Annotated in this window: 11 protein-coding genes and 2 pseudogenes; 4 read left to right on the top strand and 9 right to left on the bottom strand. The window is 34.8% G+C overall.

What is annotated here, in order from left to right; genetic code table 11:
* Window positions 1-10: 10 nt before the first annotated feature.
* Both BKM01_RS05490 and BKM01_RS05485 read right to left on the bottom strand, forming a co-directional pair.
* Window positions 11-2,482, bottom strand: a complete 2,472-nt coding sequence (locus BKM01_RS05490) for an oligosaccharyl transferase, archaeosortase A system-associated (RefSeq protein ID WP_072358498.1) — start codon at window positions 2,480-2,482, stop codon at window positions 11-13.
* A 156-nt stretch (window positions 2,483-2,638) separates the two neighbouring features.
* A complete protein-coding gene (locus BKM01_RS05485; protein ID WP_072358496.1) occupies window positions 2,639-4,021 on the bottom strand; it encodes a hypothetical protein in 1,383 nt (460 codons plus the stop codon).
* 224 nt (window positions 4,022-4,245) lie between these two features.
* On the opposite strand from BKM01_RS05485, the gene BKM01_RS05480 reads away from it, so the two are divergent.
* From BKM01_RS05480 to BKM01_RS05465, 4 genes are all read left to right on the top strand, one after another.
* Window positions 4,246-4,974: a sulfotransferase family 2 domain-containing protein gene (locus tag BKM01_RS05480; RefSeq protein ID WP_072358494.1), complete on the top strand. Its 729-nt coding sequence runs from the start codon at window positions 4,246-4,248 to the stop codon at window positions 4,972-4,974.
* A 92-nt stretch (window positions 4,975-5,066) separates the two neighbouring features.
* Window positions 5,067-5,819: a CBS domain-containing protein gene (locus BKM01_RS05475; RefSeq protein WP_072358492.1), complete on the top strand. Its 753-nt coding sequence runs from the start codon at window positions 5,067-5,069 to the stop codon at window positions 5,817-5,819.
* 64 nt (window positions 5,820-5,883) lie between these two features.
* Window positions 5,884-6,762, top strand: coding sequence for an N-acetylneuraminate synthase family protein (locus BKM01_RS05470; protein ID WP_072358490.1), 879 nt, complete (start codon window positions 5,884-5,886; stop codon window positions 6,760-6,762).
* Between the two features lie 20 nt (window positions 6,763-6,782).
* Window positions 6,783-7,925, top strand: coding sequence for an acylneuraminate cytidylyltransferase (locus BKM01_RS05465; RefSeq protein ID WP_072358488.1), 1,143 nt, complete (start codon window positions 6,783-6,785; stop codon window positions 7,923-7,925).
* A gap of 38 nt (window positions 7,926-7,963) precedes the next feature.
* Here BKM01_RS05465 and BKM01_RS05460 read toward each other — a convergent pair whose 3' ends face one another.
* The 7 genes and pseudogenes from BKM01_RS05460 to BKM01_RS05420 all read right to left on the bottom strand — a co-directional run bounded on the left by BKM01_RS05460 (window position 7,964) and on the right by BKM01_RS05420 (window position 15,290).
* On the bottom strand, window positions 7,964-9,169 hold the full coding sequence (locus tag BKM01_RS05460; RefSeq protein ID WP_072358486.1) for a glycosyltransferase: 1,206 nt from the start codon (window positions 9,167-9,169) through the stop codon (window positions 7,964-7,966).
* A 41-nt stretch (window positions 9,170-9,210) separates the two neighbouring features.
* Window positions 9,211-10,266 (bottom strand): NAD-dependent epimerase, encoded by a 1,056-nt coding sequence (locus tag BKM01_RS05455; protein ID WP_072358484.1) that lies wholly within the window; start codon window positions 10,264-10,266, stop codon window positions 9,211-9,213.
* Window positions 10,267-10,289: 23 nt separating this feature from the next.
* A complete protein-coding gene (locus BKM01_RS05450) occupies window positions 10,290-11,423 on the bottom strand; it encodes a glycosyltransferase family 4 protein (protein ID WP_072358482.1) in 1,134 nt (377 codons plus the stop codon).
* A 247-nt stretch (window positions 11,424-11,670) separates the two neighbouring features.
* Window positions 11,671-12,663, bottom strand: coding sequence for an asparagine synthase (glutamine-hydrolyzing) (locus tag BKM01_RS05440; protein ID WP_072358477.1), 993 nt, complete (start codon window positions 12,661-12,663; stop codon window positions 11,671-11,673).
* Between the two features lie 74 nt (window positions 12,664-12,737).
* A pseudogene (locus BKM01_RS05435) lies at window positions 12,738-13,547 on the bottom strand (sulfotransferase); the annotation flags it as partial.
* Window positions 13,548-13,707: 160 nt separating this feature from the next.
* Window positions 13,708-14,514: pseudogene (locus BKM01_RS11070) on the bottom strand (sulfotransferase domain-containing protein).
* 38 nt (window positions 14,515-14,552) lie between these two features.
* The gene (locus BKM01_RS05420; RefSeq protein WP_072358469.1) at window positions 14,553-15,290 is read right to left on the bottom strand and encodes a class I SAM-dependent methyltransferase; all 738 of its coding nucleotides are present in this window, start codon (window positions 15,288-15,290) and stop codon (window positions 14,553-14,555) included.
* Window positions 15,291-15,337 lie beyond the last annotated feature (47 nt).

Raw genomic sequence — 15,337 nt, 5'->3', positions numbered from 1 at the left:
AATAGAGATCTTAGACCTCTATTTCCCCACCATTCAAAACAGCCGATTCACTTACCCGTACGGATTCAGTGGTATCCCCGAAGGAAACCTTGTAGGAACCTGTGGGTGCGGTATCAAATTGTGTCTGGCCTGACATTGGCCCTTCTGTTGAATAAGGCACCACGAATTCATAGGTACCATCTGTGGCCGTGGTGGACTGGGAATACTCAAAAGTCCTGCCGGTAGTGGTACGGATGGTATTTGTAATGGTTACTTTTTCACCTTCAGGTGCCTGTCCTGTGATAGTAGCACCATCCACATACTCGAAGATCTTCACATAACCGGTATTTACCACTTCAACATTACCGCCAAAAAGGACATTGTAGACCTGCTTGTAGCCACTCTCTGCAGTATTACGAGCAGGTGTCTCATGCACCATACGATATTGTTTGAGACCATCACCATCAAAGATGTGCAGCCGGGCTTCCATTGTGTTGAAATACCGCTCTCCGGGTACTGTCTGGGTACCCTGGGCAGTCTGGGCCTGCACATAGTAATTATCGGTATCCAGAGTCCAGGCAGCCATGGCATAGAATTTCCCGGTGGCCATTTCCACATCGGAGACCACGTAACGTGCCCCTGCTTTGTCGGGGTCGGGATGTACGGCTTCCAGTACTGCTGTAGCCTCTGCTTCAGAGGGGGCGGTGAAAAAGGTGGATGCACCGGGTTTGTTCTCTTCCTCCATACTGTTGCGTCGGCCACCGATTCCTTGCTGGAAAGGATTGGCGTTGGGTATCCTGTGGCCGATGACTTGAAGCCAGTGACCGTAGTCCCACCAGGACATTACTCCGTAGGCTTCATCGGGATAGGGATAGAGTTCACCTTCGGGAGGTTGTTCATAACTTTCATAGTAATCCAGACCGGGATCGGGTGTATTGTATTTCATCCACTGGGTCGCTTCAATCCAGTAACCATTGGGTCCGCCTGTACCCTGATTCTGCTGCATGGAAAGGTCATAGGACGGATAAGCCAGTACCAGCACCACCAGTACAAGAGCAACTGCATGGACCGGTTTGATCTGTTTGAGCCAGTCGCTTATACTGGATGTCGCTTCGGCAAAAGGACTCTTGATATCTTTCCAGCCTGCCAGGTCCAGCACTTTGATTCCTAAGTATGCTGAAAGGATGGCTGCATTGACCGAGTAGTAGTAGGCAAAACGGTTTTGCTGCAGCATGGCCCAGATGATCATCACAGACCAGACTATCAGGAAGGTCTGCTCCCGGTTGTTATGGCGATAGATGGCAATATAGGCCAGGATTGCCAGGGCGAAGAAGGAGAGGATACCTGCAAGAGCGAAATTGTACCAGAGGGGTTGTAGGGTGAACTGTCCTCCACGCATCAGGAGAGGGGAGGCTTCAGCGATAGTGAGACCGCCGCCTGTGCGCATGAAATAACTGAAGACACTGGTAACCAGAGCATAGGCCGATTCGGAGACCACACGGGCCAGCAGGATACCTCCACCAAAAAGAGCTGCTACAGAGAGTGGATAGTAATAGCGGTTGAGTTGTTTTTCCCTCATGTAGTACGATATCACAGAGAGAAGAGGAAATGCCACAAGACCCGCTGTCAGTCCAAATATTTGTCGGGATTTGGTGTTTCCTATTTCAGGAGCCAACAGTACCATTACAAGTGCCACGGCAAAGATTGCCATCCCACCGATAGCCAGATACTCCGTGGAGCGGCCATGCATGTGGTCAATTATATGCTGGGCCGTAATGTAGACACCGATTATGAAACTGAAAAAGAGGGCTCCTTTCCATGCAAGGGTGTAGGCGCCTAAAAAGAAACCGGCAAGGAGGAAATAGGGAAGGATAGGTTTCATCTGTGCCAGTCTTTTTTCCTTCAGGGAAGACAGACTCAAATCATGTTCTTCGCTGCGTTTCAGGGCAAAGATCAGAAACATAGCAACAACCGTGCTGAGCAGGGCTTCTGCAACATGGTGGTCATTGAAGCCGATTAGGGATCGGGAGAGGAATTGACCGGGTGCAATAGCGATGAGAAAAGCTGCAAGTAGTCCAATACGCCTGTCATCAAAAACCCATTTGGCTACAAAATATGCAGGGATCACTATCACAGCACCCAGAAAGGCCGGGTAATAAGCACAGATTGTATGAGTAAGTTCAGTGGAGGGATTGCCCATTCCGATTATCCATATAATACTGGCAAGCACCAGATCAAACAGGGGGGCAAAGACCTGACTTGTACCGTGAGGGTAATTGGTATGAGCATCAAACCAGAGCATTGAAGGGAAATTATGCAGGATGGATTCCACGTTTCTCAGGTGATACCAGGGATCGTTGCCTCCAAAACGCACGAAGTTTTCAGAGATGAATACGCTTTCTGCAGGGATTGTTCTTATGTAGAATGCTATAATAAAACACAGGAGTATACCTGTGAATGGCAAAATCGAATATTTCAATTTATCCGGATAATTTGTTTTCATGGCCCACACTTCTTGAAATTGTTACTAAAATAATTGCTGCAATTGTATTGTTCAATCCAATTTAAAAGTTTTGAGAAGATTGAAAGAGATGACGAACAGAGATAGATAATAAATATATGTATTCATGTAATCTGGCGACATTTTTTTAAGATATAATCAAACCGACCTGAAAAAATATTCTTCGTCATAAGGTGATGGTTCAAATGTTTCCAGTGAATCCAATAATTCATCAGGGTTAGTTACCTTTTTAACTATACCTTTACTGAATAGATATTCCATATGCTCAATACCCGGCAAATCAACTAAAAAAGTTTTACATTTGAAACTTAAACCCTCATAAACTGCTGTGGAAAATACCCCAACCAACAAAGGCGATTCAGCTAAGTATTCATATAGATTTTTATCATTATTATCAATCACTTCCACATTATCCAAATTGCTTGCAGAGACGAGTTCGGCATATTCAGCCTTCCAGCGGTCATATTCTCCAGGATGGAGTTTGTATATTATTTTGTAATTATCCAATTTTTCAGCTAAATGATACGCAAATTTAGATAATTCCAGTCCAATTGCACCCTGAGAAATAAACAATATCTGATTTGTCTTTTTTGGAAGATGCTTGTATTTTTCAATCATCTCTCGCATGTAAGGATAACCATAAGTAACGATGTTTTCTTTAGAGATAGGCAAATTAACCGTTTCATTCCAATAATCCCCAAAACTGTAGAGTATATCCGGGAAATAGTCTAATTTACCACTATAGTTTGGAAAATTGTAACCCAGATGATATGGGCCGATTACTCCATGTTGTAATTCTATAACCTGAACATTGTTATTTTTAGCCGCAGCAATCAGTGGAACTATAACTGGCCCATAAGAGACAACTACATATACTTTTTTATATCCTCTTTTCTTAATTAATCGATCATAGAAACCATAAAAATGAAGGAATATTTTCAAATATTTGTTAAATAAATCTGCCAGATCCAGATTTATACCGAAGTGCGTATTGAATTCATATGTTATTTTATTTATGAGATATTTTTGTTCCGGTGTAAATTTAAAAGAAAAGAGCGATTTTGGATAATAAGACAAATATGCATAGTCCAAATACTTACGCAGAGGATCATTTTTCATAAAATGACTATGCAGATAAGGATTTTCAATTACCTCATATTCGTTATCATTAAGTTCATCAATTAAATATTTAGTATAGATATCCACATATTCATTGTTCAGGATTATTTTCCGATTGTGATCAAATATAAGTATGTCTTTTTTGTAGCTTCCTAATAATGGATTTTTAGTTATAGAATAATAGAGATATTTGGGGAATGCACGAGCCAAATCCAAGAGACTATATTTTTCTGTATGCGGCTGATTGAATATTTCAAGTTCTTTTGATATTTCTACGTAAATCTTGTATCGAAGATACTGCCAGATCTTTACCCTTTCTATTTCATAATCCAGAAGATTGTATCTATCTTCAAGTTGCCAGATTTTTTCACATATATCTTTGATTGTAAAGGTGGAGTTCAATAAATTCCTCCAATGTATTAAATGATCCGATCAATAAATATTCTTTCATGAAAAATTCCACAAATTTTATATTAGATAATGAAGAGCAAATACAAATATAACCACTTTTCACAAAATGCTATATATAATTGATTTATAAAAGACAATTGTATATAATTCTAAATAATGGCTGCACATTATTATCAAATCGATGATATATTTTACTGATGAAGAGAGAGTAGACAATGATAATAAACCATAAATACAAGTTTATATTTTTGAAAACAAAAAAAACAGCAGGAACAAGTTTAGAAATTGCTTTATCCAAATTTTGTGGATCTCAAGATGTTATTACAACAATTGGTAATGAAGACGAAATGGTACGTGAGGAATTGGGACATACAGGTCCACAAAATTATATTATAAATAATCATTTAAAAAAAATAGGAGATTTTTTTAAGTCTCATAACAAATTATACCCTTTATATATGTCCATTAAACCATTTTGCATGTATTATGAACATATACCAGCATTCTTTGTAAAAAAGCACCTTGGACAAAAGTTATGGAATGAGTATTTCAAATTTAGTTTTGAGCGTAACCCCTATGATAAGGCAATTAGCAGTTACTATTGGAATACTAAAGACCTGGAAAATCCTCCACATATTTCAGATTATATAGAGAATCTAAAAGACAGACCTTTCAACAGACCACTTTCCAGTTGGTATATATATTCAATAAATAATGAAATTGCAGTCGATTTTGTAGGAAAATATGAAAATATGGAAGATGATTTGAGATATATTAAACAAAAATTAGGGCTACCAGAGGACATAAAGTTACCAAAAACAAAGAATAAATATCGAAAAGATAGAAGGCACTATACTGAATTATTGGATGATAAAGACCTTTCTAGGATAGAGAATTTATGCTCCAGAGAAATAAGGGCATTTTCATATAAACATGAGACATGAAAAGTGCCGCCATTCCTTAATATAAACGAAAATTATATTCATAACTTTTGTTAATTTAAATCTTGCTACCAATTAAACAAAATGTGAACAAAATGAATCTGAATCCATATATCATAAAACCAGAACAAACTATAAAAAAATCCATGGAGAAGATAGATAGGAACCATTATGGATTTTTGATTGTAGTGGATAACACGAATAAAACCTTTGGTACACTCAGTGATGGTGATATTAGAAGAGGGATTCTAAAAGGAAAGAAAACCAATGACAAAGTTGGGTCAGTAACAAATGCTACCTTTGAATACATATATACCAGTGCATCATTTGAAGAAGTTACTGAAAAATTCAAATCTCAAAAGATAAATTTCTTACCAATATTAGATGACAAACATAGATTAATAAATATAATAACAAAAAAACAATTCCATGTGTTGCTTTTGGAAGATATTGAGTATAATGTCAAATATAATTTCTTTTCTCTGAATGAAAAGAAATTGGACCATGAAATATATAATCGGCCCTGGGGATATTACAAAACAACTTTTTTAAATAATAAGACAAGAGCAAAAATTATAAAAATCCTCCCAAAAGGAGAATTAAGCCTACAGGAACACAAAAAGAGAGAAGAACACTGGGTTATAATTAAAGGCTCAGGAGAAGCAACTATTGGAGAGTCTATAAAAAAAGTATATGCTGGAGACTATGTATTCATCCCAAAGGGGTGCAAACATAAAATATCAAATGAGTCACCAGATGAGACATTGATGGTATCAGAGGTGCAACTTGGAGAATATTTTGGGGAAGATGACATAATACGATATAAAGACATATATGGCAGAGTATAACTTGGTTGATACATAATTCTCAGTCTGAAAAATAAAATATACATTAATTCTCTGGATGATAAATATGAATGGATTTAACTACCAAAAACCAAAAGTAATAGCAGAAATCGGTTGTAACCACAAGGGTAATTTCGATATTGCTCTGGAACTTATTGATTTAGCTAAAGAATGTGGAGCAGACGTGGCCAAATTCCAAAAAAGAAATCCATCAGAACTCCTAACCCCTGAACAATATAATGCCCCGCACCCCAACCCAATAAATTCATATGGTGATACATACGGAGAACATAGAGAATATTTGGAATTCACCAAAGAACAACATGCGCAGCTGAAAAAGTATTGCGAAAAAAAAGGAATTGAATATTCTACTTCTGTATGGGACATAACTTCTGCTAAAGAGATTGTTTCACTTAACCCAAAGATAATAAAGGTGCCTTCTGCCAGCAACAATAATTTTGAAATGCTTAAGGTGTTGAGAGACGAATACAGAGGAGAAGTCCATGTTTCATTTGGAATGACCGAAAAGCAAGAAGAAGAAAATTTAATCGCTTTCTTTGAAGAAAATGGATCTGCAAAGAGCAGACTGGTAATATATGCCTGTACTTCAGGATACCCCGTTCCATATGAAGATTTGTGTATTCTGGAAATTAACAGACTTTATGAAGAGTATGAGGATAGAGTCAAAGAGATTGGATTTTCTGGCCACCATCTGGGTACTGCTGTAGATATAGCCTGTTATACATTGGGTGCAAGATGGATAGAACGCCACTTTACCAAAGATAGAACCTGGAAAGGTACTGACCACAGTGCATCTCTTGAACCACGTGATCTTAGTACCCTAGTAACAGATCTAAATAATACCTACAAGGCATTGCGTTACAAATGTGAAGATATATTAGATATCGAAAAAGTACAAAGAGAAAAATTGAAACATCAATTTTGATTATTCCACAGGAGATGACTATGAATATAGCTTTTATCCCTGCTCGTTGTGGCAGTAAATCAATTCCATTAAAAAATATAAAGCCTTTTTGTGGCCAACCATTAATTTATTGGTCACTTAAAGCCCTTGAAGATTCAAAATCAATCGATAAAGCGGTTGTTGCAACAGACTGCCATGAAGTAGCCGATACAGTGAATTCATTTAATTTTTCTAAAGTAGAAATTTATTGGCGCAATCCTGCGAATGCAAGGGATGAAGCTTCCACAGAATCCGTTATGCTTGAATACCTGAATAATAGCGACTATAATGAAAAAGATTTTTTTGTACTTGTCCAGGCAACTTCTCCAATGACAAAACCCGAAGATTTCGATGATGCTTTTAGCCTATTATGGAACAACAAAAGGGATTCTCTGCTCACATGTGCACGTTTGAGACGGTTTATCTGGGATGAAGAGGGTGATCCACTGAATTATGATTACCTGCACCGTCCAAGGAGGCAAGATTTCAAGGGTACACTAGTGGAAAACGGAGCTTTTTACATAAACCAGATAAAAAACATATTGGAAAACCAAAACCGTTTATCTGGAAATATTGCGATTTATGAAATGCCTGAATACACCAGTATAGAACTGGATGAGCCCGATGATTGGAATATTGCAGAAAATTTGATGAGAAAGTATATCCTTAAACCATCGCAGAACAATCAAATAAAACTTTTCTTGATGGATGTAGATGGAGTCTTAACTGATGCCGGAATGTACTACAGCGAAAGTGGTGATGAGCTAAAAAAGTTCAATACCCATGATGGCAAAGGAATTGAACTACTCAGGAAGGCTGGAATGAAAACAGGTATCATAACAAGTGAAAATACCGAGATCGTGACGTGCAGAGCTAAAAAACTTAAAGTTGACTATTTATACCAGGGAGTAAAGGATAAGTTGAAAATAGCCAAAGAAATTTGTCAGCAGGAAGGAATAACACTGGATGAAGTCGCATATATTGGTGATGATATAAACGATATTGAATTGCTTAGCAATGTTGGCAAAGCTGCTTGTCCCATGAATTCCCAGAACGAAGTGAAATATTTGGAAAATATAATTATACTAGATAAATCCGGGGGAGAAGGGGCTGTGAGAAATTTTACAGAATACATATTAATATGAGAAAATCCGAATTGATTTTTATTCGCTTCGTTTCTCAATTAGTATATCGCTTTTTCCCACTGTGAAATTATATTATCTACACTAAAATCATCGGACCTCTCTCCAGCCTTTTTGCTATAATATTCACGCAAAGAATCATTGGTCAGCAATGATATAAGCCCATCAGCAAAAATTTTTTCTTCATTTGTTAATGGGATATTTGCACTATAAAATTTTCCATCAAAAGTAGGGGTTAAAAGACCATATGAACCATGTTCTATTCTTGAATATTGGTATTCGTTCGTCGAACCATCTACTATAAGTTCCCTTGGTCCAGTTTTACAGTCAGTTGATATAACAGGCACCCCACAAGCCATAGATTCCAATAATGCATTGCTAAATCCTTCATACAATGAAGAAAAAGCAAATATTTTTGATTTGTTAATAAATTTAAATGGATTTGGCTGAAATCCTAAGAAAAATATATCATCCTCAAGGCTCAGCTTTTTTGATAATTCTTTGAGGTTGTGTTCATATGGACCTCTGCCCAGAATAACCAATTTTGCATTTCTTACTTCTTTTTTTACCATACTAAACGAGCGTATTAAGTGCCATTGCCCCTTTTGATGATTTAATCTGCCTACATTGATTATAACTGGATTTGCAAATATATGTTTAAATTCGTCCTCTATTTCATCATCAAGTAAATTATTAATTTTGTTTTTTTCTACCAAGTTATATATTACTTTAATTTTTTCTTCTTTTATTCCATAATTATCCATTAATTCAATTTTTATACCTTCTGATACGGCTATAATTAAATCTGCTTTATTATAAAAAAGCCTGATAAGAGTATCATATATTTTATCTTTTGTAGTTCGTTTAGCCTTTGATCTATAAACACGAGCCGATAAAATAATTTTATCGTTTTTTCGAGATAAGACATTTAATATATTAGGGTCCTGTAGAAAGCTTATTGTTGTTCCGATATTGTATTTTCTTTTATATTTTTTTAGCTTATATACGGCCCTAAATAAAATCAATATCTTTTTAAATATATTCATTATACTTACTTTTGAAGAGTTTAATTGCTTTATATCTAAATCTATTATCTCAGCTTTTATATCATATTCAACTTTATTTGTATATACAAAAAGATATTTTTTATCTATGTCTTGGATGTTTTGCAATAGATTCGATACAGCTCTTTCAGCCCCGCCGTTGCTAAGCGAATGTATTAAAATTGCTACATTTTTCTTTGCCATAGTAATCAAAAGATAATACTTATAGTAAATAGTAAAATTCTTTAAACATTATAAACCCTCTGGTACCAAGCTACAAATTCACCAATCCCTTGCTCAAGTGACGTTGTAGGCTTATAACCAAAATCCCTAATTAAGTCTTCAACATCTGCATATGTTGTCTTTAAGTCACCCAGCTGCATGGGCAAATATATTTTATTTGCTCTTTTGTCTAATTTTGATTCGAGGATTTCAATGAATTTAAGCAAATTTACAGGACTGTTGTTCCCGATGTTGTAAATTCTATAGGGAGCCTTTGAACTGGATGGATTCGGGCCATCGCAGGACCATTCATTATTTCCTTCTGGGGGTTCACTGTCTACAATTTTCATGATGCCATCCACAACATCATCCACATAGGTAAAATCCCTTTCCATATTGCCATAATTGTAGACATCAATTGGTTTGTCTTCAATAATAGCCTTTGTAAACTTGAAATAAGCCATATCCGGACGTCCCCATGGACCATATACCGTGAAAAAACGAAGTCCTGTAGTGGGTATTCCATATAAGTGGCTGTATGTATGTGCCATCAGTTCATTGGACTTTTTACTTGCAGCATACAGACTTACAGGATGATCCACATTATCCTGTGTCGAAAATGGCATTTTCTTGTTGAGGCCATAAACACTTGAACTGCTGGCATAAATCAGATGTTTGATATCATTATATCTGCAGCCTTCAAGGATATTCAGAAATCCCACAATATTGCTCTGGATATATGAGTGCGGATTGGTTATGCTGTATCGAACGCCGGCCTGGGCTGCAAGGTGACATACTACGTCAAAATTTTCACTTTCAAAAAGCGAATTAATATTGTCATGGTCTTCCAAATCCAGTTTTATAAATCTGTAGTTTGGAAATTTATTGCTTACAATGAGTTTATTGTATTCAATTTCATCTGATTCAATTCCTGTTTCTTGCAACCGCCCAAATTTCAGGTCGACATCATAATAATCGTTGATACTATCCATTCCAATGATCTCATGTCCTGAATTAACCAAACTCTTGACAAGATGAAAACCGATGAATCCTGCTGTGCCTGTTACTAGTAGTTTCATTAACATACCCCATAAAATAAAAATTATTGACTATAATGTCCATTATAAATTTTTAAAATTTGTTGTGCTCGCATGGACCAAGTATAATTTTTTCTTAAATCATCATATGCATATTTGCCAATTCTCTCTCTCAAATGTTTATCTTTTAATTTCTCAATGGCATCAATCCATTCATCAGGCTTTTCAGGGTCCACCAAAACTGCATTATTGTGATTTAAAACTTCTTTTAAGACCGGTAAATCTGATGCTACAATTGCTTTTTTATGAGCCATGTAATCAAACATCTTCAGAGGAGATGTGAAATCGGATATATTACTTTTATTACTTTTTGCCCCATGAGGGAGAATCGTTTTTTGATTTGGAAGAAGGCAAACATCCAGTGAATTTATATAGTAGCTGAGTTTGCTTTGTGGCACAAAACCGTGAAATGTTACATTATTTGAATTAATCCTGTTTTTCCAGTATTTAATGTCCTCATCCAAACCACCTATTATGTGAAAATCAACATCTGAACTCATATGACAAATATTTTCTATAACTTCTATTCCCTTTCCTTTATATAAATGCCCAACATACCCTACCTGTAAATTGTCATTTTTGCCAGGCCAATCAATAATTGGACTAAAATCATAGACTTCATCGGCACCATCGGGTAAGATTCGTATATAGTTATCAGCTAGTGAATAATTGTTACTAAATATATCTTTTAAAGGATTCGATATAACTATAAGTTTTTTGAAGTTTTTTTGTTTGATGAGGAGCTTAAAAAACATGGAATTGACTTTGGATATTAGAGGTTGATGTAATTCTAAAAAAGTATCATAATTTTTCATCGCCACAAAAGTGCAAGATGGCAAATCTCTTGAGTAAACAAAATCTGGCTTTATACTACCCAATACATTCAAAATGTGTAGAGATTTATAAACCATGCCTGCATATTTTATTTTTTTAAAGGGCATTTTTTTGATTTCAAAACAATCGTCTACCCCGTAAAATGAATAAACATTATCTACACTTTCCTCTTCACTATATCTATTGGGCACCAATAAAACAACATCATGTCCGTTTTTTGCAAAAGCCTGACACATTTTCATTACATGTATGCTGTTTGCAGTTCTTGAAGGTATTATAGAATTTGCCAGATATGCAATTTTCATCCGTTTTCCTCAAACTTTAAATTTATTTCTAATGAAGATAATAGTAACAGTGCATTGGATAAATCTTTCTTTTTATTTTGGTGAGCATCCCAAATTCCATCTATATCAAGCCAATCCACTACATTTCGATTTTTGAGGTCTATGATATTATTGTACACAATATTCCTGATATCCTGTCTATCTCTGATTGCATTATTGAAATCTATATAGTTTAAGTTCGGCTTAGACGAACCTGTTAACAACAACTTCAATTTATTATATATATATATATATAATACAACTTCCATCCAGAATCATCCAAGGTTAATCCCATTCTATTTTTAACGGGTAATTTAAAAAAATCCGGGTATGCTTCCTGTAAGATTTTTTTATAGATGTATTCATTATACCTATACTCATATGGGACATTTAAAATGAAATTAATCCAATTCTGGTTAGTGAATGGTGCAATATAATTGTAACCTTTAGCCATAACTGTTGGTTTAATAAAGCTGTGCTGGCGAATCGCAAAATCCAATTGCTCATCAAAATTTAAGAGATTTGTATCATATATTGGCTCTTGTGGTAACACATCACAGGGATTGAATTGAGGAGGAAGCAAATTAAAGTTTTTAGAAAATTGATTCCTTTTTGCAAATTCAAAAACAGCCAAATCCCATGTACTACTCTCCTGAGCTTGAAGATGCGATCCTGCTAAAGGATCACCCATAAAACCACTCCAATATACCGCTTCATATCCAAATTTATGGGTTATACGGTGGTTATAGTAAGAGGTAAACAACTGGGTCCACTCAGCACCTGATTTATAGGTCCATCCTAAAGATTGCTGGGTGATATTGATATTACTTAAATCAAGTGAGATATGCTTTGTTCCTGCATGTTTAGCTACAAGGTTTCCCAATTCGTAATCTAATGTGCCGGGTGTTCCATACGTGACTGTAACTATATTGTCTTTTAACCCTAAATCAATCAATCCCGCTAAAATAGCTCTTGAGTCTAAACCACCGCTTATAGGTACAATATGTTTCCTGTTTTGGTAGTCATCGATATTATTCAGACAATCAGCGAATCCATTTTTTAATGACTCAACACCTTTTTGCACCAGTTCTTTTTCATTAAATAGCTTATACGTATCTTTCTTATTAATATCTAATTTATCGATTCCAATATCTATAGTTTGATCTGCAATAGGTAAATATCCAAAATATAGATATGATATTATTTTCCTCTGTATGTCCATTCATACACCAACAGATTGATTTTTTAGTTTCTTACCAATGGAAGAAAAATGCAATAAACTAATATTATTAAATTTTAAATATATCCATATTTTTTCAAAAAAGGATAAGTTAGTATAGTTGTTAAAAATCTATCATTGTATGGCATTCGATGTTTCCAATTTTGATCCTGTTTTATTTTGATATCAGAATTATAAGCCATGCGATTACCAGCTAAAATATGTCCATTTACTTTTAAGTCGTCATTGATAGCTTTTTCTGATAAAGATTGTAATTCGATACCAGATGCCTCTCCAATTTTTTCAAAGATTTTTGTACTATCAGACACGAAATCTTCATATCTTATCCTAATCTTTTTAGATATTGTTTTTTTATAAACGATTTCTGACCTTAAATTTGTTAGTATATAGGCTTTGATACTTCCCAAACTTTTTCTTTCCTTTTTCATATTAGACCAAACTACACCCCTACTATCTCTAACAAGATGTATAAGAACCAATTCAATATTGGGATTTAATGAGAGGTTTAACGCACGTTGAGGATTTTTTGATGAATCAACAATTATGGTTTTGTTACTTACATTACTAATACTTTTAAAAAAACCCAAAGTGTAATTCATATAAGCTTTATAATTTATTGCTCTCTGATTTTTTTTATTATTATTCTCAAATATATTTTGTAAATATCTATAATTGGTCATATCAAGTTGCTTTTTATTCGTAAAATCATTTATGACCTGATACCAAAAGGAGCAATTTCGACCTTCTACTCCACACGAGCAAGTCCTATTATTTTGTAAATTATCAAAGAATGTATTTTTTAACTCACCACAACTTTGGATATCTGGATGGTTCCCTAGTACAGTATCCAATAAAGTAGAACCGCTATGACCAGCCCCATAATGTAGATTACCTTTAACTTGTTATTTACCTCTATGAAAAATCCCCCTACTTATTAGTATACGTAGAGAGTCAAATACTTTCATAATCTTGATGTACCCAGTATTTATAGAAGAAGTTTTTAAGATATTTTTCAATGGTTTAATGTTACCACCCCAATCTTTTATTTAGATACAGTTGTAATTCCTGATTATAAGGTTCGAAATAATTCTTTAACTCTTTCTTTGTTTTTGATGCCATCGGAGAGTATCCACTCTTGAGATTTATCTTGCTGATACATTTATTGATGAAATTAACAGGGATTTTAGTGTTTAATTGTTGTAGCTTTATGCTACGTGGTGAAGTTCCTGTATTGTGAACTTTATCCAAATTGATTTGAACATTGGTAACACCTAGAAAATCATATATCTTTGATAGTACCGTCGTAGGGTCTTTTTTAAGTTCGTCATAGATTAATACCAACATCTAATCTTTTGAAAAATAATATTCAAATCGTTTTAACTGCTCAATATATTTTCCCCTATCTATATAGGAACAATGTATCTTACAATAGGCCTCTTCAGATTTTAACCGTTCTTCTTCTTTTTTAATCGCCTTTTCAAATGGAAGATTTTCTCTACCATTTTTCACCTCATGCCAATAACCTGAATATGCCCTCTCAAGGGGGTTTCTAAGTATAAAAATTAGTTTAATGTTTGGAAAGTTTTGGTATATACGTTCAGGAACATTTTCCAAATACATATATTCAGGACACTTCTCACCATATACTTTGATGCTTACAGAATTATCAGCAAATTGTGATTTATACCATTCAAGGCCTTTGAGATAATTTCTATCAAAAAAATGTACTTCTTTATTTGGCATAAAAATTTCTGGGTGTGATCTTAAATATCTCAAAAGAGAAGTCGTCCCTGCTTTTTGGGCCCCACATATAATAAAATCTGGATCGTTCATCTCTTTACCTCTATTACATTTTGTTATAAATGTCAAAATCAAATTTTCTCCATTAGCACTATAAGGTGTAATCCATTATGCTCTTCTGCACGTCTATTTTTGTTCCAAATATGCTTCCAGATAAATCTTCTAAATGGGTGGAATTCGATAAAAAAAAGTCGGTTATTTGTCAACTTGTATAATTTTTGCAGTCTACTGGTTTTAAGAATATATTCCCAGTTCTTTATCTTTAGTGGGGCCTTTGAATTTTCAAGTTCATTAATAAATGTATCTATATCATAATGACGATAATGTTTACTTTGTAATGTTTTCACTTTAGATGGTACGGATATTACTATGTGCCCCGATTTTTTTGTTTTTGTAGCCAATTTACTTATAAACCCATTAACTTCATCATCTGGTATATGTTCCAATGTCTCTATACAGGTAACTACATCATAAGTCCTATTAATGTCTTTTACATCTTTATTATAAAATTCTATTTTTGGTTCAACGCCCTTTGCTAACTGAATACCTCGGTATGAGATATCACAACCAGTTCTTTTGATTCTATCAGACAATTCACATAGAAATCTTCCATCTCCACATCCAACATCTAGCACAGAATCAGGATTTAAATTCTCTACAATTTCCTTGATGTGATATATATTGCAGATATACTCAAAATTCAAAAAACGATGCCTTAAAGGGTAGCCTCTTTTATCCAGATGGGGTATGTGATGGTAAGGAAATGTATATTGATTATCTTGAATTTCAAATTTTGTTTTTGTTCCCAAAAGAATGTGCCTCCTATAAAAATCGTTATTGCCACATAGTTATAATT

Source organism: Methanohalophilus portucalensis (assembly GCF_002761295.1).
Lineage (GTDB): Archaea > Halobacteriota > Methanosarcinia > Methanosarcinales > Methanosarcinaceae > Methanohalophilus > Methanohalophilus portucalensis.
This window is presented reverse-complemented; position numbering and strand designations above follow the sequence as displayed.

What these genes read in the sequence shown, in the direction of transcription:
- BKM01_RS05450 (WP_072358482.1), bottom strand. Translation starts at nt 11,423, where the DNA reads ATGAAAATTGCATATCTGGCAAATTCTATAATACCTTCAAGAACTGCA.
- BKM01_RS05440 (WP_072358477.1), bottom strand. Translation starts at nt 12,663, where the DNA reads ATGGACATACAGAGGAAAATAATATCATATCTATATTTTGGATATTTA.
- BKM01_RS05455 (WP_072358484.1), bottom strand. Translation starts at nt 10,266, where the DNA reads ATGAAACTACTAGTAACAGGCACAGCAGGATTCATCGGTTTTCATCTT.
- BKM01_RS05490 (WP_072358498.1), bottom strand. Translation starts at nt 2,482, where the DNA reads ATGAAAACAAATTATCCGGATAAATTGAAATATTCGATTTTGCCATTC.
- BKM01_RS05470 (WP_072358490.1), top strand. Translation starts at nt 5,884, where the DNA reads ATGAATGGATTTAACTACCAAAAACCAAAAGTAATAGCAGAAATCGGT.
- BKM01_RS05460 (WP_072358486.1), bottom strand. Translation starts at nt 9,169, where the DNA reads ATGGCAAAGAAAAATGTAGCAATTTTAATACATTCGCTTAGCAACGGC.
- BKM01_RS05465 (WP_072358488.1), top strand. Translation starts at nt 6,783, where the DNA reads ATGAATATAGCTTTTATCCCTGCTCGTTGTGGCAGTAAATCAATTCCA.
- BKM01_RS05475 (WP_072358492.1), top strand. Translation starts at nt 5,067, where the DNA reads ATGAATCTGAATCCATATATCATAAAACCAGAACAAACTATAAAAAAA.
- BKM01_RS05480 (WP_072358494.1), top strand. Translation starts at nt 4,246, where the DNA reads ATGATAATAAACCATAAATACAAGTTTATATTTTTGAAAACAAAAAAA.